The following is a 23,498-nucleotide window of genomic DNA, read 5'->3' as shown; positions in this document are numbered from 1 at the left end:
GCAGACGCAGAATCGCCCCAAATCTGTTCCGACAGGGCGATTCTGCGTCTGCTCGCGAGACAAAACGCTAGCGAGTCGCCGCGTGCACCCCGGCGCGCCGGCCGAAGAACGACCCTTCGCCCAGTTGGGTCCCACTGGCGTAGCCCTTGCCGTCCTGGGCGATGTTGGCCGCACACGCCCCCGCGGCGTAGAGGCCCGGTACGGGCCGGCCGTCGCCGCGCAGCACTTCGCCGTCCACCGATGTCGCCAGCCCGCCGATGGTGAAGCCGGCGTAGATCGCCTTTCCCAGCGACAGGTCGAACGCCCCCCACGGGCCGCTGTCCTGCGGAGCCAGAAACGGCGGCTGCTTGTGAAAGTCCGGGTCCTCGCCGCGGGCCGCGAAGGTGTTGTAACGGTCCAGGGTCGCCACCAGGTTTCCCTCGGGAATACCCAGTGCGGCTTCCATTTCCGGCACCGTCTCCCAGCCGTCGATCAGCGGCACCAAGGGCACCTGCGGCTTGCGCATGTGGGCCTCGTCGACGATCAGGAAGGCCGCGCTGTCGGGTTGGTCCATGACGAAACCTGAGGTGCGCGAGTGGTAAGAGTCTTCGGCGACGAAGCGCTTACCCTCCTTGTTCACGATGATTCCGGTGAGCAGGATCGAGGGCGGGTAGACCGGTGCGGTGATGAACATCTGGTCCATGTGCTTGGTGGCCCCGCCCACCGACATCCCCATCCGGATACCCAGGCCGTCGTCGTAGGTGTTGCCCAGCACGAACGGCTTCTCCGCCAGCTTCGGCGTGTATTGGGCGACCATCTCCGGGTTCATCACGAAGCCGCCGGCGGCGATCACCACCGATTTCGCTTTGATGGCACCGCTTTCGCCGAAATGCTTCCAGGTGACTCCCACGACAGCGCCGGAGTCGTCGGTGACCAGGCCGGTGGCGCCGGTTTCGTAGCGGATCTGCACCCCGAGCCGGTCGGCCCGCTTGAGCAGCAGGTCGATTGCCATCTTGGCACCCTGGGTGTCGCCGGGCACCGGAACCTTGTGTCCGCGCGGCGCCGGCACAGCCTCGTTGAGAAACGGCCACACCTTCTCGTTGCCGGTGTACATCAGCCCCTCGGTGTTGGGCTGAATCACCGCCTTCTCCGGGTAATAGCTGCGTTCGAACGCGATGCCCAGGTCCTCAAGCCAATTGAAATGCTCGACGCTGCCGTCGCAGTAGGCCCGGATCTTGTCGTGTTCGGGCTCGCGAGACACCGCGACCAGGTACTTGTACATCTCCTCGGCGGAGTCGGCATGCCCGGTGGCCTCCTGCACGGCGGTGCCTCCGCCGAGGTAGAAGTGCCCGCCCGCCATGGCGGTGGTGCCGCCGGCCTCGGCCGCCCGTTCCAGCACCAGCACCCGGGCCCCGGCCGCCGCCGCGCTGACCGCCGCGCAGCCGCCACCGATGCCGAAGCCGATCACCACGACATCGACTTCGTCGGACCACGCCGAAACCGCCTCGGCCCTCGTGGGTTCCGGGATCTGGGTGCTCATGGGCGCCGCTTCCTCCTCGTCACTGACGCAGTACTCACCGTTGCTGCTGTTTGATGTAGTCGAAGACCGACCGGATCTCGGCGGGGATGTAGGCGATCTCCAGATAGGGGATGCCGGCGTCCGGAGCTGAGACATAGGCGAAACACATGCCCCCGGGCATCACGCCCCGGGCGACCAGCTGGGCGCCCTGCTCGGCGGCGTCGTTAAGCATAGCCTCGAAGTCGTCGGGGTCGGCGGCCTCGATGCAGACATGGTGCAGGCCCGGCCCGCGGCCGTCCTGGAGGAAGTCGTCGTAGAGGCTGCGGCCGCGCACCGGCGCGATCAGCTCCAACTGCATGTCGCCGAGGTAGCTCAACGCGATGTCGGCCACGAAATCCGCCGGTTCGCCCAGGTATGTGCAGGCCTGGGGGGCGAAGTGCACGCCGGGCATGCGGACCCATTTCCGCACCCCGAGCAGTGCGCTCAGAGTCGATTCGGTGGCCTCCAGATCACGGGTGACCCAGGCGATTTGGACGGGCGGGCGCGGCGTCGGGGTCACGGCTGCGGCGCCGGGACGCCGACGTCATCACGGACTTGCTGGGCGATCGCCGGCCACGAGACCGCGGCGGGGAATTCGCCCCAGACGCTGTTGAACAGGCCCACCAGCCGGGCCGTACCGGAATCGTGCATCACATACACCGGTCCCCCGGAGTCGCCCTGCTGGCTGCGGACACCGCGGCTCATGGTGAACCAACCGTTGTTGACCCGTTCGACGGTGCCGCAGGTCTCGCCGGTGGCAATGCCGAAGTGACACACCGGGTCGCCGGGGTTGACCAGGCTGTCGGCACCGCCCTGTAGCTGCACCCCGCCGGGCAGGAAGTCGTTGACGTCGACGTCGTCGACCAGCACGATCGCCTCGTAGTCGTCGATGACCTGGTCGGTGTTGACCGTGGAGCCGTTGGGAGTGTTGTCGCGGAAGGTGGCCAGGGTGCCGATCACCGTTCCGCCCCGGTCGGTGATGTGCCCGCTGCCCCGGCAGTGACCGGCGCTGAAGGCCACTCGCAGCACCGGGTCGACGTAGCCGAGGGTGCACACGTGGCTGTCCTGGCGGATCTCCATCCCCGGATAGACCAGCACCCGATCGGCGCGGGCCGGGCCCACCGCCGGGCCGGCAGCTGCCGCACCGATCCCCAGCAGCACCGCCAGCATCCGCGCAACGAGCCCGTGCAAGCGTCGACTCCTATCGTTTGAGGACCGGCATCGGTCCGGCCAGACCAGGACACCATGGCATAGCGCGGCGGCCCGGCCCTCAGGGGATCCGGGCCGCCGCGTCAGCGTCGCGCGGCGATCAGGGAATCGTCAGCTCCTGACCTGGATGGATCAGATCCGGGTTGGCGATACCGCTTGCCTGCGCGATCTGCGGGTACTTGTTGCCGTCGCCGTAGAACCGCTCGGCGATCGCCCACAGGGTGTCACCGGCCACCACGGTGTACTTGCGGGCGGCAGGTTCAGCAGGTGCAGCAGGTGCGGCCTGCTCGGCGGGCGCCTCGGGCTCTTGCGCCTTGGGCTCCTCCGGCGGCGGGGCGTCGGTCTCGGTCTTCGTGGACCAGGCCGCGCCGTCGGCGGCGTAGAGCACCAGGTTGCGGTCGTCCTGCAAAACCAGCTTGACGTCCTTCTTGCCCTTGGTGTCGGTGTGCCAGATCGGCTTGTCGGCGGTGTACAGCACGAAATTGCCGTCGGTCTGCACCTCGGCGCGCACTGCGTCCTTGCCGTTGGTGCCCGTCGCCCAGATGGCCTTCCCCCGTGCCGCCAACACCAGATTGCCGTCGTCCTGCAACGTCAGGGTGTAAGCCCCGTTGTTGGAGGTAAGCGACTCGCCCTTGACGAGCTTCTTCCCCGCAGTGAGGGTGTCTCCCAAGCTCTGTGCCACAATCTCCCCTTCATGTCGGCACGCCTCGACCTGACCTCGGCCGGCGCTGTCGCTCCGTTGCGACGCTTGCCAGCCTAGGCGAACACCGGCCGGTGCGCCCCCCATTACGTCAGGACGATCGCTACACCGCAGTGCTGGCCGCCGTGGCCGCGGCGGGCTTCCAACCGGGCGGCCCGAACAGGTAACCCAACCGGTCGCGCCACCGTGTCGCCCTGCGCAGATCGGCGATGATCGCGCGGTACTCGTGGAACTGCAGGGTCAAGATGTTGAAGGTGTCCACCGGCTTGGTCAGCCCGTAGTGCGGGCGGAACCGTTCCGGGGCGAAGGTGCCGAACAGGCGGTCCCAGATGATGAGGATTCCGCCGTAGTTGCGGTCCAGGTATTCGGGGTCCATCCCGTGGTGCACCCGGTGGTGCGAGGGCGTGTTGAAGATGAACTCGAAGGGCCGCGGCAGCTTGTCGATGCGTTCGGTGTGCACCCAGAACTGGTAGACCAGGCTCACCGAGAAGCTGGCGAACACCATCCAGGGCGGAATGCCCAGCAGCGGCAGCGGAATCCACATCAGGATCTCGCCGCTGTTGTTCCATTTCTGGCGTAGCGCGGTGGCGAAGTTGAAGTAACGGCTGGAGTGGTGCGCCTGATGCGTCGCCCAGAAGAACCGGACCCGGTGCGCCATCCGGTGATAGCAGTAGTAGAGCAGGTCCACACCGACGAGGGCGATCACCACGGTGTACCACCGTGTCGGCGACAGATGCCACGGCGCCAGGTAGGTGTAGATCGCCGCGTAGCCGATCAGGGCGATGAATTTCCACCCGGCGGTGGTGACCATCGAGACCAGGCCCATCGAGATGCTCGCCCAGGCGTCCGGCGTGCGGTAGCCACCGACCGGCACCGACTGCGCCTCGGTCTGTTCGAGCTTGCGAGCCGCGAACCATTCCAGCGACAACAGCAGCAGGAAGAAGGGCACCGCGAACACCACCGGGTCGCGCATCGGCCCGGGCAGCACCGACCAGACACTCGCGATCGCATCCACCGTCGTCACCTCCGAGTTATCCAGCCTAGAACGCCGGCCGCGCTTTCAGTCTGCCGACAGGGCGGCCTGGTCGCCCGCGTGCCAGTGCACCGCGTAGACGCCCGGTTGCAGAGACAGTTCGCCGACCAGTCGCTCGAGGCGGTCCGGCGCCCGGCTGTCCGACAGCATGGATGCGGTGAGCGTGATGTTGTCCTCCCCCGCGTGACCGGTGTGCACGCCCCGCAGCATCAGGTCATTGCCGGCCGTGTGCTGCACGATCTGGGCGCGCAGATACTTCTCGGCCTTGGGCCGGCAGACCACCTGCACCTGGTAGGGCGCCAGCGGTTCGTCCTCCTCCTCGTGCTGGTCGCGGTCGATGAGCCGGCCCAGCGGCCGCAGCAGCAGGTGGGTCCCGACGATCGCGCTGGTGCCGATCAGGGCGAAGGCCAGTTCCCCGGCCGCGGCCAGCACGCCCACCGCCGCCGAGCACCACAGGGTGGCCGCGGTGTTGAGGCCGCGGACGTTGAAACCCTCGCGCAGAATCACGCCGCCGCCGAGGAATCCCACCCCGGAGACGACGTAGGACGCGACCCGGGTGGAGTTGGGGCCCTCGGCGGCAACCGCGTACAGCACGAACAGCGTGGCGCCGGCGGCCACCAGCGCGTTGGTACGCAGGCCCGCCATCCGCGCACGCCACTGCCGTTCCAGCCCGATCAGCGCACCGCAGCCCAGCCCCACCGCCAGTCGCAGTGTGAACTCGGCGACGCTCAGCGTCTGCATGACCCCAACGATGTCACATGCCTAGCCGGCTGCCACCGGCCGAGCCATCACCGTGGGCTTGAAGCCGTAGCGCGGCGCGGCGAACCCGTAGCTGCGCTGGCCCGGGGCCGCCAGCGGCACGCCCGGCATGCCGGCCGCGCCGGCCTGGGCGGCGGGGGCTGACACGGCATATCCGGTCGCCGCAACACCGCCGACAGGTCCGCTGGCCGGCACGGCGGCAGCCCACGCCGACGGTACCGACATTGCACCGACCTTGGGAGCGTTACCCATGGAACCGGAGGCGATATTGAGAGGGCTCAACCCGCTCGCTCCGTTTCCGAGTCCGGCGCCAAGCCCTTGGATGGTCGGGGTGAACGGGTCGATCGCGCCCAGGCCCAGGGGGTCACCGGCGGCGATGGCGGCGCCACGCACCACCGCCATGTCGGCGGCGAAGTTGGTGACCGCGGCTGCGCCCATCGGGCTGAACGAGCTGCTCATCAAGTTGGTCACGGCGTTGGCCAAGGTATCGCCGGGCTCGACGAAGAACCCATCGAGCCCTGCGGTCGGTGCTGGCGACGCCATTCCCTGCAGGGTTGCCGGCAGCTGTGACATCGCCTGACTCGCAGAGGACTCCGCCTGAGACACGGCCGCGTTGCCCGCAGCCTGGCTGACCGCTGCCTGCTGGGTAGCCTGCGCCGTCGGGTCCGCGACCTCATGCGGCGCAGTGAACGGTGTGACCTTCGTCGCCGACGCCGATGCTGCGGCATAGCTGTACATAGCGGTGGCGTCCTGCGCCCACATCTGGCTGTAGTGCGCTTCGGTGGCGGCGATAGCCCCGGCATTCTGGCCGATGACATTGGTGGCCACCAACGCAGTGAGCTGCGACCGGTTGGCGGCGACCATAGGCGGCGGCACCGTCATGCCGCGCGCCGCCTCGAACGACGCAGCGGCCGCCCTGGCCTGAACGGCCGCCTGCTCGGCCCGCACCGCGGTCGCTCCCATCCACGCCACGTAGGGCGCTACCGCAGCGGCCATCGCGGCCGACGCCGGCCCCATCCAGCCTTCGCCTACCAGGCCGTTGATGACGGCCTGGTAGGTGGCCTCGGCGGTGATGAGCTCGGCGGCCAACTTGTCCCAGGCCGCCGCGGCGGCCATCATCGGCCCCGAACCGGGGCCGGTGTAGATGCGGGCTGAGTTGAATTCCGGCGGAAAGGCTCCGAAGTCCATGGGAGTGCTCCTTAGTGATCGGTGGTTTTTGCCACAAGCGAGTGGTCTGGGCGTGCAGGCACGGTCTGGCCGAAGGACGTTGCGTCCGCCCCTGGGGCGGCGAAGGAATCGGGACAGCCGGTCATGGCGACATGCCGGAGCCGGGCACGCCGAAGTCATCGCCGGCTCGACGTAAAGATCGAGCTTTCAAGCGATTTCAGGACATGCCGAAGACTGGCCCCGCCCGTAGGACGGCACGCCGGTCGACGAGATCAGCGCCGGTAGGGAATCACACGGTGAAAGTGGTACCGAGATCGAGGGAAACGAACATCGATCTCGGATAGGAACTATCACTCGGACTCAATGTCGCTCTCACCTCCTCTCGGCCTGGGCACGCGCGGGTGCCTGCACGTAAGCACGACGAGGTGAAGTCTTCCGGCCGACGGCCGGACTCCGCACCCCTCTCGTCAGAGCTTCGGCACCACACGGCGTGTCCGCGCCCGCGTAAACGCGCGAGCCGGAAGCCACTTGGGCTCAACCCTTAATCCGGGAGGAGCTGTCCTGACCCGGGGCGTCTTTCGACGTTCGGGGTCAGTGGCCTATATCCATGTAGACGCCTCACCTAACGAGGTGCTTGTCCCATCATAGTGCACCAGCGCCGCAATAGGGTCAATCGGCGCCCCCGAGTCGCTGCCGATCTGCTGTGAGCGGCCGCGCCGGGGCCCGGAAAATACTGGCGTCCCAACCGAAATCGGGACCGCCCATAAAGAAGCGCGACAGCACACCCGTGGATCGGGTGTGCTGCCGCGCGCTGCGAAACTCGGGCGCTCAGGCCCAGCTGGAGCCGACCGACGCGTCGGTGTTGGCCATGTTGTTCCCGGCGGTCTGCACCTTCTGACCGTGGGAGTTGGCCTGCTGGTAGATGACCGCGAAGTTGCGGCCCAACTGCGTCACGAACTCCTGGCAGGCCACCGAACCGGCGCCGCCCCAGAAGTCCCCGGCAGCCAGCACGTCGTGCACGATCGCCTGGTGCTCGGCCTCCAACGACGCCGCCTGGGCACGAATCAACGCACCGTGGGCATCCACATCACCGAACTGGTAGTTAATCGACATCTGCGTGGTCTCCTTACTAGCTGGACAGGATCTGCTGCGACGCAGCTTCCTGCTGCTCGTAGTGGTTGGCGTCGCGGATCAAGCCGTCGCGCACGCTGTGCAACATGGTCACGATGTTGCGGAACGCGGTCTGCATCTGACCCATGGTGTCCAACGACGTCCGCTCCGCCAGACCACCCCAGCCGGCACCGGAGATGTTGGTCGAGGACGCCCACATCCGGCGAGCCTCGTCCTCAACGGTCTGCGCGTGCACATCGAACCGGCCGGCCATCGCACGCATCGCGTCCGGGTCGGTCATAAAACGTGAAGTCATGATTTCCCTCCGAATGCTAAAAAGTTGTTGCTGCCCAGCGCCTTTCGGCGATCAGCCGGCCGATGCGGCGTTGGCCGCCTCGGTCGCCGCGTAGGAGTTGGCGCTGGAGTTCAGCGTGGCGACGAAGGCCTGGTGGATGGCCTCGGCCTGAGCGCTGATGGCCTGGTACATGCTGGCGTGCGCAGCGAACTGCGCCGCGGTCAACGCCGAGACCTCATCGGCGGCGGCCGGAACCACCCCGGTGGTCGGCGCTGCCGCCGCGGCGTTCTGCGCGCTGAGCGCCGAGCCGATGGCTGCCAGGTTGCCCGCGGCCGCCGTCAGCGCCTCGGGTTGGGTGTTCACAAAGCTCATGGAAATCTCCTCCAGGAAAAGCCGGTCAGCCGACCGACAATTGCCGACGCGCCGAACATGCGCCCACCGGGTACGACGTCCTACCCGAAGCGCGCTCAACGCGACATGGCGTCAGATGACAGAAACGATGCCGGAGCGGGTTCGGGACCCAACAGTCGCCGATCCACAACAGGCACTATCGCCGGGACACAAGTCTCGTCCTCACCTCCTGACACCGACCGAAAACCAGTTGGGCCGAAGCGATGCACCGGCCACCCTCTCTGCGCCATGGTGGCATCGGTACCAGTGGGCGTCAACCCGCGCAGGTGGTCGCCACGCTGTGAATCGGCTGTGGGACTACTGCCGGCTCAGGTCGGCTTCTTCTCGGCGACCGCCGCGCTGAGCCCCTCGGCAAGGTCCTCACGGGTCAGTTCCTTGAACTTGTGCAGCCATTCCTCGCTGAACTCGGTGACTTCGCCGGACAGCACGGCGTCCAGTTCGGAATCGTCGAGCCGGAAGCTGCGGTGGTCGCGCGCCTTCTCCACCACATTGCGGACAAACCCGGCGTTGCCCAACACGTCGATGCCGCGGATCAGGTCACCGTCTTCGGAGTAGTTCTCGTCGGCATAGAACCGGGTGTAGGACGGCAGCAGTCCCTCGACCGCCTCGTCGCTGACCACATCCTCGTTCTCGGCCGCCATCATCTTGGTCAGTTGCAGCAGTTCCGGCGGCGTGTAGCTGTAGAACTCGATCACCGTGGAGAACCTGCGCCGCAGGCCCTGGTTGACTTCGAGCATCTTCTCCATGGCGTTGGCGTAGCCGGCGCCGAACACCACCAGCTCATCGCGGTGGTTCTCCATGTAGAGCAGCAGCGTGTTGATGATCGCGTTGCCATAGGCGTCGCCCTGGCTGTAACCGCGCTCATGCAGCGTGTGCATCTCGTCGAAGAACACGGCACCGCCGAGCGCCCCCTCGAGCAGCTCTTCGGTGTTCTTCTCGGCGTCGGCCATGTAGCGGCCCAGCAGCTTGGAGCGGTTGGTCTCCACCACCAGCGGCTTGCGCAGCACGGTCAGACCGCACAGCTGTTTGGTGAAGGCACGCGCCACCGAGGTCTTGCCGGTGCCGGGCGGACCGAGCAACAGGGTGTGCCGCGATGTCACCGGAACGGGCAGCCCCATCTTGGCCCGCGCCAGATTCACCTTGGTGGTCGCCTTGATCAGCTTGATCTCCCGCTTGGCCTGCTCCATGCCGAGCATGGCGGCCAGCTCGGCGTCGCCCTCGGCCAGGTAACGCGCGGCCTCCTCGGCATGCCGATCGGCTTCGGCCTGTTCCCGGGTGGGTGCGCTGTCGGGGTCCCACGGGTCGGTACGGGCTTCGATGGTCTCCGGATCGGTCAGCACCAGCCGGTAGTCGGTGTTGTCCAGCGCCTCGCGGGCTGGTGCGAACTTCGAGTCCCTCGAATACACCCGCCGCAGCAACTCGGCGGCCTCGTCCTCGCGGCCCAGATGCCGCAGGCACATGCCCTGGGTGTAGAGCGCGACGTTGGCGGCGGCCGGCACCCGGTCGCCCTCGATGGCTTCCTGCGCCCGCCGGGTCGCCTCTTCGAACACCCCCAGCGACGCCAGCGCGGTGGTGGCCATCGCGGCCGCCGCCGCTTTGAGTTCGGGCTGGCGCCACTGGGCGCCGGCCGGAAACTGCTTGAGGACGTCCGGCCAACGTCCGGTCCGGAAGTACAGCAGACCCCGCACGTACTTGATCAGCTCGGCCTCGAAGGGGTTGCGCGGCTCGATGCTGTCGAGCAGGTCCGCCGCTTCGGCGTAGCGCTTGGCCTCGGCCAGCTTCGCGGCATAGGCGGCGGCCAGCGTCTCCACGCTGGTGATCAACAGCCGCAGGAACATCCCGTCGGAGACCTCCGGACGGAATTCCAGGTCGGACAGCCCGAGCCGGCGGGTCTCCCACCCGAAGGTGCGGACTGTGGACCACGCGTTGGCCAGCACCTCGATGTCGGAGTCGCCGGCCAACAACCGGGCCAGCCAGGCATCGCACATGCTCGGGTCGATCGTGGTCGCGGTGGTGAACATCTGCAGCGCCACCTGTGGGTTGTGGCTGGGCTGCAGCCCGTTCACCGAGATACCGGAAGCCAGCATGCCCGCAACCATTGCGTTGCGGGCGTCGGCCGAGGCCGGACTGGTCACCCGCGCGCCCCTGCCGCCGCCGGGGTGTACTCCTCGATCACGTCCACCGACACCGGCAACTGCTCGCCGTCCTGCAGCTCCCGCCCCGGTACCGAGATCCGCCGGTGCGCGTTCGGGACCGGCAGGCTGGCCCAGACGGCCTCGATCTGGCGCCGGCCCACGAAGCGGTTCAGCGCCGACCGCACACTGCGGCCCGGCTTGTCTGCCGTGTGATACCGCGCCAGCACGCAGATCTGTGTGCTTCGGCCGCCGCTGCGGCACAGCCGCACCGTGACCACCGTCGCAGCGGCCTCCGGGTACCACAGGTGCTCGAGGTTCTCCGGATTGATGTCACTGGGCGTGACCCAGAAGTTGGTGACCCGGCCCTCGGGCTTGGCCCGGAACAACCGGTGCCGCAATTGGCTGGCCTGAAGGTCCGCCAGCACCGCTTCGTCGACGGCGTCGAACTCGTCGGCGCGCAGAACCTGGGCGCTGAGCTGCCGTCCGTCGATCTCGGTGGCCAGCCGCTCGGTGGCTGCGGCCAACGTGGCGGCCAGGGAGTCCCGTGCCGCGATCGCGTTGACGTTGTGTGCAGGGTCCATGCGCAACACGACCCAGGTGCGGCGACGGTCGGGCATCGACGGGTTCTCTTCGACGTCGGGGTCTTCGGGGTCACGGGGATCCGTGCGGGTCCCTACCGAGATGATGTCGATGCTGTCCAGTCGCACGTCGAACTGGCGCAGGCCGGCGGCCAGGCGCTCCACGGGCAGAGTCGCCTCCGAAACCCGCCCGTGCCGGCCGGTCGTCGAGGACGCCCGCCCGCCCACGGCGATCATCGTCACCAGCCGCCCCTGGTGCTCGCGCACCCCGACCGACTCCCGCCCGAAACGCCGTTGGTGATCGAACGCAGCGGTCCGCCCGCGGTGCAGCGCCCGCTCGGGGTCGATGAACTGATCCGCCAGCCAGGCTCCCCACATTGTGCTGATCGGCACGTTCCGGTAGGTGAGCAGCGCGATGACCGCCACGAGCACGGCCACACCGACCCCCGACCACCAGACGTAGTCGGCAACGGTGGGGTCGCCGGGCCATCGGCCGGCAAGGACCAATATCCCCACATCGATGAGGAAGACCACGGTGAGCCGCAGCCAAGACAGGTTCAGACCTAATGCGTGCTGTGCCTTCATCGGTTCCTTGCCGATCGTCGCAATGCTGCCACTCCAAGTGCTACGCCTGCCGCCGCGATCGCCGCCAACAACCCGGCGCCGGCGACCCAGGCCGGTGTCATATCCCGTTCGGGGGGCATCGGCGGTACCTCAAGCGGCGCCGAAAGCCGCTCCGGCGGCTGCGGCGCGACGTCGGGAACATCCCAGGTCAGTGCCGCCACCGGGTCGACGATGCCGTACCCGACCACGTTGTCGACCCCCCGTGCCGGTGGTCGTGCGGTACGGATCAGCCGGTTGATCACCTGGTGCGCCGACAGCTCGGGGTACTTTGCCCGCACCAGGGCCGCCACGCCGGAGACGATTGCCGTGGAGAAACTGGTGCCCGACGGGACCAGCAGCGAGTTCTCCGGGCCGTCGACCGCGTTCATCAACCCGTCGTCGCGCGGCGAGAGCCCTTCGATGTCGGTCCCCGGAGCGGCGATCGACACCCACGGGCCGGCGACGCTCGTCTTGCTCAGCGGGGCACCCGCCGAGTCGACTGCACCGACGGTCAACACGTACTCGTCGAACCAGGCGGGCGTCACCACGGTGTTGACCCCGTTCCAGTCGCGCGGGTCGTCGGGGCGCATCGCGTTGTAGGTGGGGTTCTGCTTGCAGTCCCGCCAGCTGACGTCACCGGCCGCGGCCACGATCACCACGTTCTTCTCCACCGCGGCGTAGCGCACCGCGGCGCCCAGATCGGCCTGGTCGAGCATGGTCCGGACGTTCATACAGATCGCCTGGGACAGGTTGATGACCTGCGCACCCATGTTGGCGGCGTGGACGATCGCCCGGGCCATGGTCCGCAGTCCATCGTTCTTCTCCCGCAACTGCGGGTCCTGTCCGGCCCCGAACGGCTCTTTGGGGCCGAAGGCCGCACTGTACTGGCGAATCGAGATCAGCTGCACGTCCGGAGCGATCCCGCTGAAGGCATCCGGTCCCCCGCCCGGCGGCGGTGCGCTCGGCGCGTGGAAATCGACCGGCGCGGTCCGCGCCTCACCGGAGAAACTCGCCGACCGCGCCGCGCCGGCACTGCCGTCACGCGGGATGTGAGCCGACGAATTTGCCGCGCCGGGTCCCGGAGCCGGACCGGGCGGCGGCCCGGGTACGGGCAGCGCCGGACCCGGTGGGGGCGGCGGAAATGGACCTTGAGCCGGCCCCTCGCCCTCCGTGGGCGGCGGCTGCGGGGGCGCTTCGGGCGGCGGGAGCACCAGGATCGTCGTCGCCGGCGACGGGGTCGGTGGCGGCGGCTCGTTGGTGGGCACCGACGGCGGACGGCGCGTCTGCCGTGGCGGCGGCAACGGGGTGACCCCGTTGTCGGGCATGGCGGCGATCAACGACGCCACCAACGTTCCGTGCGCATCGCAGTCCGACAGCCCGTCACCGCCGGCCATCACGTAGTCGCCGCCGGGGATCAGGTTCGGCAGCCGCGGATGTGGGGTCACCCCGGTGTCGATGACGGCGACGGTGACCCCGCCGCCGCGACCGAACTTCCAGGCCTCCGGCAGGTTCAGCATGTCCATATAGGCCGGCTGGACGCGGAAGTCGGTGTTCGGCAACACCCCGACCTCGGTGCAGTACGCGGTCTGCCGCATGGTCTGCGGCGGTCCCGGTGTGCCGTCGGGCGGCAACGCGCCCGGGTCGATCCCCGGCCGCTCGATCGCGCCGGCGGCGGGCAGGCCCGCCAGCGAGCCGCTGGCCGCCATGATCATCGCGGCGGCGGCTGCCGCGGTGCGCTGCAGCCGGCGCACGCCCCTACCGGTACCGGATCGCTTCATAGGTATTCATCAACCACAGCGCCAGCGGGAACAAGGGCATGAGGCACAGGTACTCGATCCACTCGACGAACTTGCGGAACAGCGGGCTGTAAATCCGGTTCGGCACGATCACCGCCGAGAGCAGCCCGAACATCGGCACGAGCACCAGCACGGCCACGCCGACCACCACGGTCGTCGCTGTCCACTGCTCCACCACGAAGCGCACCGCCACGGCCGCGACCATCACCAGGCCGGTCAGGGTCACCGTGACCGCCTGCAGGCGATCCCGGAAGGAACGGCCGCGCAGCACCAGGAAGCCCGCAGTCAGGGCGGCCAGCAGCAGCGGCAGCCACGACCGGTCGGAGTGCGGGTCGCACAGGCCGGTGATGCAGACCACCATCAGCACACCGAGCCCGGACAGCAGGCCGGTCAGGATCGACCGCGCCCGCTCCGCTCGCAGGACCACTTCGCGTACCGACTCCGGCCCCTCCAGCGAGGGCGGAGCGTCGGGCGAGGTCACCACGGTGGTGGGCAGGTCCGGGCGGGCCTCGAAAACCCAGCGGCTGGTGGCCGAGGGAAAGACCGGCAGCCGCAGCCCTGCCAGCCACCGCGACAGCGACGGCGAACTCTGGTAAGCCAGCACGCAGGCCAGGTAGATGCAGGCCAGAAGGGTCACCGCGCCGGTCAGGAACAGCATCCGCAGGATGCCGGCGAACGTTGCGGCCACGCTGATGACGGCGACGGCCGAATAGACGGCCAGCTGCCGTCCGGTGAGCCGGATGACCGCCAGTGCGGCGATACCGGCCACGCCGAAGCCCAGTGCCGCCTGCGCGGCGCCCACGTCCCCGGGCACCGCCGCCGCGGCCGCCACCACCAAGGGGACCAGGCCGGTGGCCAGCAGGATGTCGCCCACCCGACGGTCGGAGGCGTTGCGCGCCTGCATCAGGATCAGGCCGGCGGCGATCAACACCAAGAAGGCCATGCCCGCGCTGAATCCGGCGGTCAGCCAGGAGTTGTGCTGCACCCGCCAACCGGCGAGCAGCCCGGTCGCCAGCAGCACACCGGTGGACAGCGTCGCGACCCCGACGCCCACTGCCGTCGACGTATCGACCGGGGCGAAGCGCTTCGCCAGATTGACCGCCACCGCAGTCGAGATGTGCTCGATGACCGGTGATCGCCGCTCCACGTCTTCGATGAAGCGCAGCCACAGCCGGTCGCCGTCGTAGACCTCTTGCTCGGTCAGCGACTGGTTGGGCCGCAGCACCGTGCCGTCGACCAGGCTGAGCACCCAACGGCCACGGCCCTCGGCCGCCAGGACAGGTTCCTCGAGCTCCGCAAGCCGCCCGTTGATGACCTTCAGCAGCGGGTCCAGCATCACCGACACCGGGGCGTCGGCGTCGAGCAGCGTGCCGATCTGGACGCCGTCGCCGGCCATCACTCCGACCACCACGGACCGGGGCCCCGTGGGCGCGAGGTCACCTACCTGACCGGATTCGATCGCCGCGGTCATGGTTTCACCACCAGATCGGATAATGAACTAGTACCCATAAGTGCCGCCTCGCAATGTGTCATTGTCAAATCAATCCAATTCTAAAGGCACTTCATACCATTGGCACGATCGCGTTAACCCGCGGTTTTTTGTCGCGTCAGTTGGCATTCGGCGCCGCCCGGGCCGCTAGACCCGCCGATGTGTTTTCCAGGCGCCGTAGGGCAGGGTGTCCAAGACGGTCTTGACTCCGACCTGGACAAGCTGCGGGGTGGCGGGGCAGATCGCCAGCCATGCTTCGCCCGAGCCTGCGGTGCGCGCCTGCTGGTACAACGCGATCCGGCCGCCCGAGCCGTCTTTGAGGGAAAGCACCGAAGCGCTGGGGCCCTTCGCGTCATCGCGATATTGCCGCGCGTACACCGCGGCCTCGGCGGCCGGTTCTGACAATGCCTGTCCCAGCGCCGCCACGGTGGCGGCGCTGATGCCCATCCGGCGCAGGTCTCCCCCGGTGAAAATGTTGAAGCCGGAGTCCTGCCAACTCTGGGTCGCCTCGAGCATTTCCTCCATCGGTACGTTGACCGCGGTGATCTGTGCCGGGTCGGCGTGGTGGATGGACTCCATGCCGTCGAGCACCAGCGCCGCGATCGACGCGGCGTCGGTCACCGCGACGTCGTCGACGGTGATGTCGGTGCCGACACGTACTGCCGACACCCAGTGCTCACCGCGCCGGGCCAACAGCACCCGGAACTCGTTGTCGGGGATGTCGCGGGAGCCCGGTTCCTGGTCATCGCCGTCGGGCACCCCGTAGCGCAGCTTGCCCAGCGACAGCAGCGCGACCACCTCGAGGTCGGGTGCGGCGAGCACCCGCATGCGTGCCGCCACCGTCTCGTTGACCTGGTCGTCGACGACGATGCCCTGCTCGCGCATCACGGCCATGCCGGGGTGCTCGGTGATCCAGTCGTTCGAATCGGTGGAAACATAAGGCCGGCAACGCAGCTCGGGAGCAACATGACGGATGTCCAGCAGTGCCTGCAACATCCAGAAACCCTCGACGTTGACGGTGATGTCGGTGCGAGTGCTCGGGTCCATCACTACCCTCCTCTACGGGTTGGTCGATGTACTTGGCTATTGGATCACGCGAATGGGCGCGACCGCTCGGCACCACCCGCCAATTGCAGCACGCGACAGCACACCCGTGGATCGGGTGTGCTGCCGCGCGCTGCGAAATTGCGGGGCGCTCAGGCCCAGCTGGAGCCGACCGACGCGTCGGTGTTGGCCATGTTGTTCCCGGCGGTCTGCACCTTCTGACCGTGGGAGTTGGCCTGCTGGTAGATGACCGCGAAGTTGCGGCCCAACTGCGCCACAAACTCCTGGCAGGCCACCGAACCGGCGCCGCCCCAGAAGTCCCCGGCAGCCAGCACGTCGTGCACGATCGCCTGGTGCTCCGCTTCCAACGACGCCGCCTGGGCACGAATCAACGCACCGTGGGCATCCACATCACCGAACTGGTAGTTAATCGACATCTGCGTGGTCTCCTTTTCGCTCTAGCTCGCTCTAGCTGCCCGACAGGATCTGCTGCGACGCAGCTTCCTGCTGCTCGTAGTGGTTGGCGTCGCGGATCAAGCCGTCGCGCACGCTGTGCAACATGTTCACGATGTTGCGAAACGCGGTCTGCATCTGACCCATGGTGTCCATCGACGTCCGCTCCGCCAGACCACCCCAGCCGGCACCCGAGATGTTGGTCGACGACGCCCACATGCGGCGAGCCTCGTCCTCAACGGTCTGCGCGTGCACATCGAACCGGCCAGCCATCGAACGCATCGCGTCCGGGTCGGTCATAAAACGTGTAGCCACAGTTTTCTCCTCTTCTGAAGTTTCTCGTTCTTCGTTGATTGTCGGTTGACGGGTTATTGCGCCCGGCTAGGCGACGTCGGTAGCCGGGGAATGCGGGTAGTTCGATTTACCCCGCCGCAGCCGCGTTGGCGGCCTCGGTGGCGGCGTAGGAGGTTGCACTGCTGTTGAGGGTGGCGACGAACATCTCGTGAATCGCCGCGGCCTGCGCACTGACCTGCTGGTACATGGTGGCGTGGGCGGCGAACTGCGCCGCGGTCAGCGCCGAGACCTCGTCGGCCGCCGCCGGGATGACGCCGGTGGTGGGGGCCGCGGCAGCGGCGTTCTGCGCGCTGAGCGCCGCACCCAGTCCGCCCAGGTTGGCGGCCGCGGCTGACAGCGCTTCGGGCTGCGCATTCACAAACGACATTGGCAGGTACCTCCTCCGGATTGCCCTCAGCAATCTCTCTGGTGTCGATCGTAAGGCCTGCAACGGCCCTGGTGAACCCGTGACGCCGAGTGTTCATCTGCAGATAACAAGTGTTCACCTGGGGTAACAATGCGGACGCGTTTCCACGGCGTTTTTGCTCGCAAAATGGCGTCAGGCAGGCGAAACACAGAGCTGACATTTCCGGGGGGACGCCCCCCGGTTAACGACTACGACACGTGCGGCCCCGCCGCCCCGGTTTAAATCATGCCGCGGCTAATTGGCCGCTCGACACTATGGCGCGAAAACGCCAGCAACCACCGTGACGCTGTTGTCGGCGTCACAGTGGTTGCTGGTTCACACACCTCACCCGGTCGGGGTGGTTGCCCGCTCCTGCGCCGGCGCCCGGCGCAGCTCGGTGGCTGCGACCTGGACGAACACCCCGGTGTCCTCGGCCATCAACAGGCCCCGGCCGCGGGGCAGCGGGCCGCCCTTCATCTTGCCGCGAATGAAGCCCTCGTCGGGGTCGGCGTCCATCACCAGCAGCGGCGCATTGGCCTGGTGCAGGGCCCGCAGCAGCGGATCTGCCCCGGCGGACGACCAACCACCGAACGTCCGGGTGGCGATCACATGCAGGCCCACGTCCGCCGACCGCGTGACCCAGGGTGCTGCCTTTTGGAACGGCGAGTCGAAGCCGGGCGGGAACTGCTGGATGTCGTCGATGATCAAGAAGATCTCCGGACCGCTCCACCACGTCCGCGACAGCAACTCCTCGGCCGACAGCCCCGGCGGCGGTTCGCGCCGGGCCAAGGTGGCGGCCAGTTCGTTGACCAACTCGATGGTGCCGTCCAGGTTGTAGGCGAACTTCTCCACGTAGTCCGGACCGAGCGTGGTCAGCAATTGGCGGCGCGGGTCGATCAGCCACACCTGCGCGGACGGCCGGCCGTCCGGGCTGGGCGCCGGGGCGCTGCTGGCCCCTGGTGCGTAGAGCCGTTCGATCTCACTCATGATGGTGGCCAGGGTGGTGGTACGCCCACATTCGCGGCGCCCGGTCACCATCAGGTGGCCGTTCTCGGCGAAGTTGAGGTAGACCGGCTGCAGGTCCAGCTCGGAGATCGCCCAGGCGATACCGCCGGCACCCACGCCTTCGCGGTGGTCGTTGGCCGCGACCGCGCGCACCTCGTCGAGCCCGAACCGCGCCGGCAGGCGCCGCGCCGGCAGGCGCCGAACCGGGCGCACCCGGCCCACCGCCACCTGGCTGACGGCCGCGGCGACGCTGTCGGACTCGAATATCCGGGCTTCGGTGTCGGCCATCGCGGGTCGCGCGATCAGGGTGTGCAGACCGGACTGGGGATCGCTGTCGAGGCGCACGTAGTTGACCGCGACCATGCCCCGCCCCGGTTTGACCGGGACATCCTTGGCGAACCGCGAGCGAACCAGCTTGGCGTCCTCGACCGCTGCCAGACGCAGCTCCACCCGGGATCCGAAGCCGCTGCGCACCGGCGGCCGCAGTTCCGATTCGCGGTCGGCGGTCACGATGACGTGCACGCCGAACGAGGGGCCCTGGTTGATGATCTGGTTGACCTGTTCGACGAGCACCTCGTTCTCTTCCGAGAGCGCCCGGTAGTTGTCGAGGACCAGGTACACGTCGCCGAAACCGTCGTTGGGCACCGCCCCCGGCAAGCCCTCGAACTTCCGCCGGCGGAAAACGTCCATCGACGCGACGTCGCATTCCAGGAAGCTGCGCTTGCGGGTCCGAACCAGCGCGAGCAGTTCGGCCACGGTGCGGCGCACGCCGTCCGGGTCGGTCGGCCCGCAGACGCTGCCCACGTGCGGCAGGCCCGCGACCGTGGTCAGCGAGGTACCGCTGTAGGCCAGGCAGTAGAACTGGACCTGCTCGGGGGTGTGGGTCAGGGCCGCCGAGCAGATCAGCGTCTGCAGTGCCGTCGTCTTACCCGCGCCACCGGCACCCAGGATCAACACGTTGGCGCCAGGACCGGCGGTGTCCACCGTCAGCGGCGGCTGGTCGTGCTTGAAGGGCCGGTCGATCACGCCGATGGGGAACACCAGGTCGCGCCGGGTGCCGTAGTCCTGCTGCCACGGGTGGCCCAGGTAGCGATTCACCAGCTCCTCGATAGACACCGGGACGTCCAGCGGTGGCTGCCAGAGCCGGTAGGGCTCGAAGTCCATCTGGCGCAACTGGTCGATGATGACCGTGCCGACCTTGGGGGTCCGGATGAAGTCCTCCTCCTCGGCGGGCTCCCCGGCCGCTGCTGCGGGTTTGGAGTCGATCGCGGCGAGCTCGTCGGCCGCCTCGATCTCGGGGGTGCTGACGCTCACCTCGAGCGGAGTGAACGCGGTGGTGAACAGCTGCGGCCGGATGTAGTCGACCGCATGCGTCAACGGCATCTGCTCGTCGTCGAGCAACCCGCCCCGGTGGTAGTCGCGCCACAGGAACTCGGCCTGGAAACGGATGACCTCTTCCCCGCTCTTGCGGAAGTAGCCCAGGCCTGCCTTGGACGGCAGATTGACGGCGTTGGGCACGCCGGCTGCCTGAGCGGCGCCGGCGGTCTGCGCCTTGAGCACCAGCCGGTAACCCATGTTCTCCATGAGCTTCTCGGCGCGGCTCTCGATGGTCTGCGAAGCCATCATCAGGTGCACCCAGTAGGCACGGCCCTGCCGGCCGATCGAGTCCAGCACCTCGACCGCGGTGGGCATGATGCGGAACCACTCGTAGAACTCGTCGATGACGACCACCAGCATCGGCAGCGGCGGCAGGCTGTCGTCGCCCCGCGCGCGCATCCGAGACCGGATCTCGTTGTATTCCTTGGCGCCGTCGACACCGGCGTTGTCGCACATGGACTTTCGCCGGGCGATCTCACCCCACATGGCCTCCAGGAATCGCTCCATGAGGGCCTGGTCGTCTTCGAGGTCGGTGATGATCCGCGATACGTGCGGCACCCCGGCGAACGGCTTGACGGCCGATCCACCCTTGAGGTCGGCCAGCACGAACTGCAGGTCTTCGGGCGAGTGCGCCAGCAGCAGCGACTCGATCACCGTGCGCACCAGGGTCGACTTACCGGAACCGGTGGTGCCGGACATGACGCCGTGCGGGCCGTCGCCGCCCTCATCGAGGGACTTCATGTCCAGGAACAGCAATTCGCCGTTGTCGGAGCGGGTGCCGAACGGAATCCGCAGCCGGCCCCGGCTGCCCCCGCTGCGTCGGCTCGCCCACAGTTCGCCGAAGTCGATGCGCCCGGCGTCTTCGATGCCGTAGTAGGACAAGATGTCGCGCGCACCGATGTGGTGCGTCACCTTCTGGCCGATCTCCTCATAGGCCGCCGCGAGCCGCCAGTGCGACATGCGCTGGGCGAACAGTTCGGCGTCCGTCTGGCTGACCTGGTCGGCCAGGGCGAAGAACCACTCGTTGTCGTCGATCACCATCCAGGTGTCGCGGTCACGGGGCAGGGTGTTGATGATGCCCTTGTCGTCGACGCGCAACACCCGCTGCGAAACTCCCCGCCATTCCGGTTCCCCGGTCAGATCGAAGAACGTCACCCCGTCGATGCCCTCGGTGGTGTTGACGTACTCCCACTGCGGGTCCAGGCCGTCGACGATGATCAGATGGTGCGGAGTCGGCGTCTCGGCCGACGAACTGGCGTGGCGCGGCATGAACGATCCACGTCCGGAGAACAATTCGGCGTGTTCGGTGGCGAAGTCCTGCACCGATCCGTAGACCATGCGGGCGTTGCCCGCGGCGTCCTGGCGGCGCGGGTCGCCGAAGTGCGGCATCCACTTCACCCAGTCCCACTGCGACACATCGGAAGTGACGACGATCATGCGCAGGTGGTCGGGGCCGTGCGAGAAGGCCAGCTGGCAGATGATCGCCCGCATGAGCCCGAGCACCTTCTCCCGGTCGCCCACCAGCGAGTACCACGGTTCGACCAGCAGCGAGATCATCTTCGGCAGGTTGTAGACCACGCTCTGGTAGCGACCGAACTCCTGCAGCGCCTTACCGGTCACCGGTTCGAGTTCGATGTCGGTCGGCATGTTCTGGGGTTCACCCCAGGTGACCTCGGGCCGTGTCATGCCGACCCCGACCCGGGCCAGGCCGAAGTTGAGGTCCTTGCCGTTGGGCTGACGTTCCCACATGCGCGACGATCCCACCGAGGCGGTCAGCGTGACCGGCGCCGGGTGGTACCAGCGGTAGTTGGCGTCCATGCTGTCCGCGGAGTCGGCCGCCGACTCCCGCAGGCGGTCCAGCATCAGCATGAACTGGGCGCGCATCGCGTCGAGCTTCGGCCGGCTCAGTTGCTGGGCGCCGCCGCCGAAACGGCCGCCGAACATCATCATCGCGACGCCGCCGATCATGAAGATCGGGAAGATCGAGCCGGCACCCAGGAACATCCGGGAGCCGTTGGCCACGGTCATGGCCACCATGCCCACCAGCAGGCCGACCACGAGCACCCCGACCACCACCAGCCACCAGGGCTTGCCTTCCGGCGGCGGGACGCTCAGCGGCGTCGGCAATACGATGTTCTCCGGCTTGACCACCGGCGCGCGTTCCGGCGTCGGCCGGGCGTATCCACGTTTCATCTGGGCACCGCCAATTCTGCTGGGCTCATATCGGTTGGCAGGGTGTCGTGACGCACCAGCGCATCCTGCCGGGACAGGGTCGGGCCGTGCGCCAGCAGGCGCAACGCCACCGACGGGGCCGGTGCCGGTTCTCCGACCAGTCCCAGCGCCTTGCGCTCGTCGTCACCGGGAATCCCGAATCGCACGCCGGACGCCGAGAGCCACCACAACGATTCCCGGGTGGAGGCGTCGGGGTCGTTGCCGGTCACCGCGACGAAGTTGCCGTAGCCCGGACCGAAGTAGACCCGGTCGGCCTCCGGCACGGCGGGATCGTTGGTCTTCACCAGGGAGACCACCCGGCCCATCTCCTTCTGGGGCACCGGAATCGTCGGTCCAGAGACCACCTGCACGCGGGCCCGGCTGTCACCGGTGGACCGCTCCCACCACCAGCAGGTGGAGGGGTTCTCCTTGATGTCGACCACCTGAAGCGGCCCTTCGGGGTAGGCCGAGAGGTCCAAACCGGTGACCACCGGCATCTTGGCCAGGTCCTGCGGTGTCACCACCGCCGGCGCACCGCCCCCGGTGGCTCCGGCGTTCTGCAGGATGCGGGCCACCACCGGCGACACGGTCTGGATGCCGTTCATGAGTACGACCGAATACTGTTGCGGCCCAGCCAGCTGCGGGGTGGTGAAGACCGTGCCCACCGGGCCGGGGGCATCCGGGAACGCCGGCGGTTTGCCGGCGTCGGGCACGAACGGCACGGCCAGTTCCGGGCCCACCGGCAGGGCGTCGAACAGCGCCTGGCTCATGGGGCGGGCGTGGTCCACCTGCTCGGGAGTCAGCCCCAGCGGCAGCAGCACCGCCCGGTCGGCGGCGTCGATCAGCGAGCGGCGGCCCTGGCGAACCACCCAGGACTCGTTGTCGTAGCGCAGCACCACCGCGTCCGGACCGTCGAGCACCCGGCGGCGCGAGTTGAGTTCGGGGGCGCCGTCGATCACGGTCACCGTCACCGGCGACGGGGCGCCGACGCCTTGGACGTTGGCCACGGTGTCGCAGATCAACCAGGACGACGTCAGGGGCGAGGTCGGCCGGATGTCCGACGGCGCACCCGGAATTCCGACCAGCGGACCGTGCGGCTGCTCGGCGATCTGACTCGATCGCACCTTGTGCGGGTTGTCCGCCCGCCCGGCGATCAGGCGGGCCGAGGCCAAATTCAATGCCGGATATAGGGTGCCGCCCACCCGCACGTACAAGGCGCCGGAATCGCGGTCGGCGATGATGGGCGATTCGTTCATCTGGCCCGAGGGGCTCAGGAACGACCACAGCAGCGCGCCCAGGCAGACCACCGCGGCCGCCGAGACCGAGGCCACCACCGCCAGCGACTGCCGCCGACCCGGCTCGACTTCCATCCGGACTTGCCAGCGGGTCAACGCCATCGCGGTGCGGCGCGCCAGGAATTGGTACCCGGTCATCTGGGTACGCGTCGACAACCCCAGGCCGTAGCCGGATCCCCGCTGTTCGTCAGTCACGGTGGGCTCCCATCCACACCTGCCGCGCTGACGGATAACGGCGCACCGCCGGTCCCCTGTTTGTCGTCATGTACCCCTGCCTGGTCACAAGTTTCTACACTGCGCATGCTAGCTGTGTCGCGCTACGACTGCCCGCCGTGCAGATTGCATCTGACGGCGACGGCGAAACTCGGTTCGCCCGTTCTTGGCTGAATTATGACTGCGCTAGATGAACGATCTGTTAAACGCGAGATTCGCATGAGTTGATCGGCGTGTTACGCGGCGGAAAGCGATGGTGCCTGCACGTAAATTCCGACCCGCGTTCACCCCGGGCGCCAGCGGCGCACACGGCCGCGGCCGGGAGGCGCGTACGTGTGG

Annotated in this window: 20 protein-coding genes and 1 riboswitch; all 20 genes read right to left on the bottom strand. The window is 68.0% G+C overall.

The window, feature by feature from the left end; translation table 11 throughout:
• Window positions 1–67: 67 nt before the first annotated feature.
• The gene (locus G6N14_RS06940) at window positions 68–1,519 is read right to left on the bottom strand and encodes an FAD-binding protein (protein ID WP_085136840.1); all 1,452 of its coding nucleotides are present in this window, start codon (window positions 1,517–1,519) and stop codon (window positions 68–70) included.
• A 34-nt stretch (window positions 1,520–1,553) separates the two neighbouring features.
• Window positions 1,554–2,057 (bottom strand): VOC family protein, encoded by a 504-nt coding sequence (locus G6N14_RS06935; RefSeq protein WP_085136841.1) that lies wholly within the window; start codon window positions 2,055–2,057, stop codon window positions 1,554–1,556.
• On the bottom strand, window positions 2,054–2,707 hold the full coding sequence (locus G6N14_RS06930; protein ID WP_085136842.1) for an Rv1815 family serine proteinase: 654 nt from the start codon (window positions 2,705–2,707) through the stop codon (window positions 2,054–2,056). Before G6N14_RS06930 ends, G6N14_RS06935 begins: the two co-directional genes overlap by 4 nt.
• Before the next feature lie 139 nt (window positions 2,708–2,846).
• Window positions 2,847–3,416, bottom strand: coding sequence for a LysM peptidoglycan-binding domain-containing protein (locus G6N14_RS06925; RefSeq protein WP_109559902.1), 570 nt, complete (start codon window positions 3,414–3,416; stop codon window positions 2,847–2,849).
• A 133-nt stretch (window positions 3,417–3,549) separates the two neighbouring features.
• Window positions 3,550–4,461 (bottom strand): sterol desaturase family protein, encoded by a 912-nt coding sequence (locus G6N14_RS06920; RefSeq protein WP_085136858.1) that lies wholly within the window; start codon window positions 4,459–4,461, stop codon window positions 3,550–3,552.
• Window positions 4,462–4,506: 45 nt separating this feature from the next.
• Window positions 4,507–5,220, bottom strand: a complete 714-nt coding sequence (locus tag G6N14_RS06915) for an MgtC/SapB family protein (protein WP_085129246.1) — start codon at window positions 5,218–5,220, stop codon at window positions 4,507–4,509.
• A gap of 21 nt (window positions 5,221–5,241) precedes the next feature.
• The gene (locus tag G6N14_RS06910) at window positions 5,242–6,426 is read right to left on the bottom strand and encodes a PPE family protein (RefSeq protein WP_085136844.1); all 1,185 of its coding nucleotides are present in this window, start codon (window positions 6,424–6,426) and stop codon (window positions 5,242–5,244) included.
• A gap of 431 nt (window positions 6,427–6,857) precedes the next feature.
• Window positions 6,858–7,042: riboswitch (M-box (ykoK) riboswitch) on the bottom strand.
• Between the two features lie 191 nt (window positions 7,043–7,233).
• The gene (locus G6N14_RS06905; RefSeq protein ID WP_085136845.1) at window positions 7,234–7,518 is read right to left on the bottom strand and encodes a WXG100 family type VII secretion target; all 285 of its coding nucleotides are present in this window, start codon (window positions 7,516–7,518) and stop codon (window positions 7,234–7,236) included.
• Window positions 7,519–7,534: 16 nt separating this feature from the next.
• Entirely contained in the window at window positions 7,535–7,831 is a 297-nt protein-coding gene (locus G6N14_RS06900) for a WXG100 family type VII secretion target (protein ID WP_085136846.1), read from the bottom strand.
• Between the two features lie 51 nt (window positions 7,832–7,882).
• A complete protein-coding gene (locus G6N14_RS06895; RefSeq protein ID WP_085130299.1) occupies window positions 7,883–8,182 on the bottom strand; it encodes a PE family protein in 300 nt (99 codons plus the stop codon).
• Window positions 8,183–8,529: 347 nt separating this feature from the next.
• Window positions 8,530–10,320, bottom strand: a complete 1,791-nt coding sequence (gene eccA, locus G6N14_RS06890; RefSeq protein ID WP_275986144.1) for a type VII secretion AAA-ATPase EccA — start codon at window positions 10,318–10,320, stop codon at window positions 8,530–8,532.
• A gap of 32 nt (window positions 10,321–10,352) precedes the next feature.
• Window positions 10,353–11,519, bottom strand: coding sequence for a type VII secretion protein EccE (gene eccE, locus G6N14_RS06885; protein WP_085136848.1), 1,167 nt, complete (start codon window positions 11,517–11,519; stop codon window positions 10,353–10,355).
• A complete protein-coding gene (locus G6N14_RS06880; protein ID WP_085136849.1) occupies window positions 11,516–13,315 on the bottom strand; it encodes a S8 family serine peptidase in 1,800 nt (599 codons plus the stop codon). The genes eccE and G6N14_RS06880 overlap by 4 nt, the downstream gene beginning before the upstream one ends.
• Window positions 13,293–14,804, bottom strand: a complete 1,512-nt coding sequence (gene eccD, locus G6N14_RS06875) for a type VII secretion integral membrane protein EccD (protein WP_085136850.1) — start codon at window positions 14,802–14,804, stop codon at window positions 13,293–13,295. The genes G6N14_RS06880 and eccD overlap by 23 nt, the downstream gene beginning before the upstream one ends.
• 165 nt (window positions 14,805–14,969) lie before the next feature.
• Window positions 14,970–15,869, bottom strand: a complete 900-nt coding sequence (locus G6N14_RS06870; protein WP_085136851.1) for an ESX secretion-associated protein EspG — start codon at window positions 15,867–15,869, stop codon at window positions 14,970–14,972.
• Between the two features lie 149 nt (window positions 15,870–16,018).
• Window positions 16,019–16,303 carry a WXG100 family type VII secretion target gene (locus G6N14_RS06865; protein WP_163787087.1) on the bottom strand — a complete coding sequence of 95 codons (285 nt, stop codon included), beginning with the start codon at window positions 16,301–16,303 and terminating at the stop codon, window positions 16,019–16,021.
• A 31-nt stretch (window positions 16,304–16,334) separates the two neighbouring features.
• On the bottom strand, window positions 16,335–16,634 hold the full coding sequence (locus G6N14_RS06860) for a WXG100 family type VII secretion target (RefSeq protein ID WP_163787085.1): 300 nt from the start codon (window positions 16,632–16,634) through the stop codon (window positions 16,335–16,337).
• Between the two features lie 106 nt (window positions 16,635–16,740).
• On the bottom strand, window positions 16,741–17,040 hold the full coding sequence (locus G6N14_RS06855; protein WP_085136946.1) for a PE family protein: 300 nt from the start codon (window positions 17,038–17,040) through the stop codon (window positions 16,741–16,743).
• 363 nt (window positions 17,041–17,403) lie between these two features.
• A complete protein-coding gene (gene eccCa / locus G6N14_RS06850) occupies window positions 17,404–21,633 on the bottom strand; it encodes a type VII secretion protein EccCa (RefSeq protein WP_163787083.1) in 4,230 nt (1,409 codons plus the stop codon).
• Window positions 21,630–23,141 carry a type VII secretion protein EccB gene (eccB, locus tag G6N14_RS06845; protein ID WP_085136942.1) on the bottom strand — a complete coding sequence of 504 codons (1,512 nt, stop codon included), beginning with the start codon at window positions 23,139–23,141 and terminating at the stop codon, window positions 21,630–21,632. The genes eccCa and eccB overlap by 4 nt, the downstream gene beginning before the upstream one ends.
• Window positions 23,142–23,498: the final 357 nt, after the last annotated feature.

Source organism: Mycolicibacter hiberniae (genome assembly GCF_010729485.1).
GTDB lineage: Bacteria > Actinomycetota > Actinomycetes > Mycobacteriales > Mycobacteriaceae > Mycobacterium > Mycobacterium hiberniae.
This window is presented reverse-complemented; position numbering and strand designations above follow the sequence as displayed.

Excerpts from the sequence above, each read along its gene's own strand:
- G6N14_RS06865 (WP_163787087.1), bottom strand. The coding sequence starts at position 16,303 with ATGTCGATTAACTACCAGTTCGGTGATGTGGATGCCCACGGTGCGTTG.
- G6N14_RS06900 (WP_085136846.1), bottom strand. The coding sequence starts at position 7,831 with ATGACTTCACGTTTTATGACCGACCCGGACGCGATGCGTGCGATGGCC.
- G6N14_RS06940 (WP_085136840.1), bottom strand. The coding sequence starts at position 1,519 with ATGAGCACCCAGATCCCGGAACCCACGAGGGCCGAGGCGGTTTCGGCG.
- G6N14_RS06870 (WP_085136851.1), bottom strand. The coding sequence starts at position 15,869 with ATGGACCCGAGCACTCGCACCGACATCACCGTCAACGTCGAGGGTTTC.
- eccCa (WP_163787083.1), bottom strand. The coding sequence starts at position 21,633 with ATGAAACGTGGATACGCCCGGCCGACGCCGGAACGCGCGCCGGTGGTC.
- G6N14_RS06905 (WP_085136845.1), bottom strand. The coding sequence starts at position 7,518 with ATGTCGATTAACTACCAGTTCGGTGATGTGGATGCCCACGGTGCGTTG.
- eccE (WP_085136848.1), bottom strand. The coding sequence starts at position 11,519 with ATGAAGGCACAGCACGCATTAGGTCTGAACCTGTCTTGGCTGCGGCTC.
- eccD (WP_085136850.1), bottom strand. The coding sequence starts at position 14,804 with ATGACCGCGGCGATCGAATCCGGTCAGGTAGGTGACCTCGCGCCCACG.
- G6N14_RS06910 (WP_085136844.1), bottom strand. The coding sequence starts at position 6,426 with ATGGACTTCGGAGCCTTTCCGCCGGAATTCAACTCAGCCCGCATCTAC.
- eccA (WP_275986144.1), bottom strand. The coding sequence starts at position 10,320 with ATGGTTGCGGGCATGCTGGCTTCCGGTATCTCGGTGAACGGGCTGCAG.
- G6N14_RS06880 (WP_085136849.1), bottom strand. The coding sequence starts at position 13,315 with ATGAAGCGATCCGGTACCGGTAGGGGCGTGCGCCGGCTGCAGCGCACC.
- G6N14_RS06930 (WP_085136842.1), bottom strand. The coding sequence starts at position 2,707 with ATGCTGGCGGTGCTGCTGGGGATCGGTGCGGCAGCTGCCGGCCCGGCG.
- G6N14_RS06855 (WP_085136946.1), bottom strand. The coding sequence starts at position 17,040 with ATGTCGTTTGTGAATGCGCAGCCCGAAGCGCTGTCAGCCGCGGCCGCC.
- G6N14_RS06915 (WP_085129246.1), bottom strand. The coding sequence starts at position 5,220 with ATGCAGACGCTGAGCGTCGCCGAGTTCACACTGCGACTGGCGGTGGGG.
- G6N14_RS06895 (WP_085130299.1), bottom strand. The coding sequence starts at position 8,182 with ATGAGCTTTGTGAACACCCAACCCGAGGCGCTGACGGCGGCCGCGGGC.